Source organism: Paenibacillus sp. EKM10P (genome assembly GCF_011800655.1).
Taxonomy (GTDB): Bacteria; Bacillota; Bacilli; order Paenibacillales; family Paenibacillaceae; genus Paenibacillus; species Paenibacillus polymyxa.
The window spans coordinates 1-2,730 of sequence record NZ_JAALET010000032.1; the positions used below are offsets into that span (position 1 = coordinate 1).

At 57.2% G+C, this 2,730-nt stretch carries 2 protein-coding genes; both read left to right on the plus strand.

What is annotated here, in order from left to right; translation table 11 throughout:
• On the plus strand, nucleotides 1–1,683 hold a 1,683-nt coding region (locus HFE01_RS26220), incomplete at its 5' end, for a condensation domain-containing protein (RefSeq protein ID WP_243208276.1).
• A gap of 154 nt (nucleotides 1,684–1,837) precedes the next feature.
• Nucleotides 1,838–2,730: condensation domain-containing protein (locus HFE01_RS26225; RefSeq protein ID WP_243208279.1), on the plus strand; the 893-nt coding region annotated here is incomplete at its 3' end.

Consider the following 2,730-nt stretch of genomic DNA (forward strand, 5'->3'; position numbering starts at 1 on the left):
ACGCCGAACGGAAAGATTGACCGGAAGGCGCTGCCGGCGCCGGAAGGGGAAGCGGGAAGCGGAACGGAGTACGTCGCACCGCGCAATGAGCTGGAAACGAAGCTGGCGGCGATTTGGCAAGAGGTGCTGGGGCTTGCGAAGGAGATTGGCGTTCACGACAACTTCTTCGACATCGGCGGCCACTCCCTGCGGGCGACGACGCTGGCGGGCAAGGTATTTAAGGAATTAAACGTCAACCTGCCGCTGCGCGACGTATTCCGTCACTCGACGATTGCGGCGATGGCTGAGGCGATCGCCCGGATGGAACGGCGGGAGCATGAGGCCATTCCTCAAGCGGAGGAGAGAGAGTACTACCCTCTGTCCTCCGCGCAGAAACGGCTGTTCATTCAGCACACGCTGGATGGAGCGGATCAGCTTTACAACATGCCGGAGCTGGTGCAGGTGGAAGGCGAGTTTGATTTAGACCGGTTGGAAGCCGCCTTGCGGAAATTGATAACACGGCATGAATCGCTGCGCACCGGTTTTGAAATCGTGAAGGGCGAAGTGGTTCAGCGGATTTACCCGCAGGTCGGTTTTGCTATCGAGCATCATCAAGCGGATAAAGAGGATGCGGCTCAAATCGAGCAGATCGTCCGCAGCTTCATTCGACCGTTTGATCTCGGCAAGCCGCCGCTGCTGCGCGCCGGGGTCATCGAGCTGGAGCCGAACCTGCATATTCTCCTTTTCGACATGCACCATATGGTGTCTGACGGCGTATCGATGGCGATTGTGATCGATGAGTTCTCAAGTTTCTACGCCGGGGAAGAACTGCCGCCACTGCGCATTCAATACAAGGATTATGCCGTTTGGCAGCAGTCGAAGGCCCACCGAGAGCGGATCGGGCGGCAGGAAGCGTACTGGCTGCAAACCTTCGAAGGCGAGCTGCCGACGGCGGACCTGCCGATCGACTACGAACGGTCCACGGCTCGCAGCTACGAAGGCGCGCATCTGGAGTTCAACGTCGAAGCTTCTCTCTCTGCGCGGCTACGCGAATTGGCGGCCGAGCGTGAAAGCACACTGTTCATGGTGCTGCTTGCGGCTTATACCGTGCTGCTGTCCAAGTACAGCGGGCAGGAGGACTTGATCGTGGGCACCCCGGTGGCGGGAAGAACGAACGCCGATTTGGAATCGGTCATCGGGATGTTTGTCAATACGCTGGCGATCCGCAATCGTCCTTCGGGCGACAAGACGTTCTTGTCCTACCTGGAAGAAGTGAAGGAAACGGCTTTGGGTGCTTTCGAGAACCAGGACTATCCATTCGAGGAGCTCGTGGAGCGTTTGAATGTGAAGCGGGAGCCGGGCCGCTTCCCGCTGTTCGATGCCGTTTTCGACTTGCAAAATATCGAAGAACGAGACGCCGAGCTGGAAGGGGTCAGCCTGAAGACTTACGAGCTTGACCATTTAGAAGAAGCGAAGTTCGATCTGACACTGTTTATGTATGAAAACAACGGGGCGCTGAGCGGGGGCTTCTTCTACGCCACCAAGCTGTTCAAAGAAGCGATGATCCGCACCTTGACCGAGGATTACCTGCGGGTACTGTCTCAAATTGCGGAAAATCCACAACTCGAGCTAAGCCGGATTGAATGCCATAAACCGGCGGCAGGCGCAAAGAGTGCCGTCGATACGATCGAATTCGCGTTCTAATCCTACAAGCGCGCCTCCGCCGTCAAACGAAAGCGGCGCGCATCCCAAGGAAGACGGCGAACAACGTCCAAGCCCGTAAACGCGCAGGCCGAAAGCAAGCTTTTTCGGACCTGCGCCGGAGCATGCGGTCACTTCATTTTTAGGGGAGGTACGAATGAAATCTTTGTTTGAAAAGGAAGAACGGTACTGGAGCGGCAAGTTTGACGCCGATGACAGCCTGAGCTTCCTTCCCTACAGTCAATCCTCCAAATTATCGGCCGACGGGGAAGCTGCGGCCGAGCCGGGTTTGCTTCACCGTACTCTGCCGAGCGAAATCTCGGAGAGAATCATTTGCCTTGCCAACGGTTCGGATTTGGCTTTGTACATGATTGTTTTGGCAGGAGTAAAAAGCCTGCTGTTCAAATATACCAGGCGGGACCAAGTGCTGGTCGGCATGCCTTCTTATAGCGCAGACCCCGACGGGACTCCGCCGCCGCATGACATCTTGGTGATCAAGACGTCCGTAAGCCGCGAGACTACGCTGAGAACGCTGCTCGGGGGCATCAAAGCCTCCATCGGCGAGGCGCTGGAGCATCAGCACCTGCCTTTTCGGAAAATGGTGGAGCCGCTCCATCTGGACTATACGGGGGACGGTCTCCCGGTCGTCAACACCGTCGCATCCTTCGCCCCGATTCATCCGGAACCGCTGGGTAACCGTGTGGCGGCCGATACGGTTTTTCGCTTCGACCGCCAAAACCACTCCATCGAGCTGGAAATAAGCTTTGACGGGCAGCGGTACGAGCGGGCATTTGTAGAACAGGCGGCCGACCATCTTGTTCGGCTGCTGTCCGTACTTTTATTTCAGCCGGATCTGGAGCTTGGACAAGCCGATGTGCTGTCCCCAGACGAGAGGGAGACGCTGCTGAAGCGATTTAATGACACCGAAACCGGGTTCGAGCGGGGGAAAACGATTTACGGCTTGTTCGAAGAACAGGCGGAGCTTTACCCGGACAACGTGGCCGCCGTCATGAACGAGCGGCAGCTGACCTACCGCGAGCTGAACGAGCG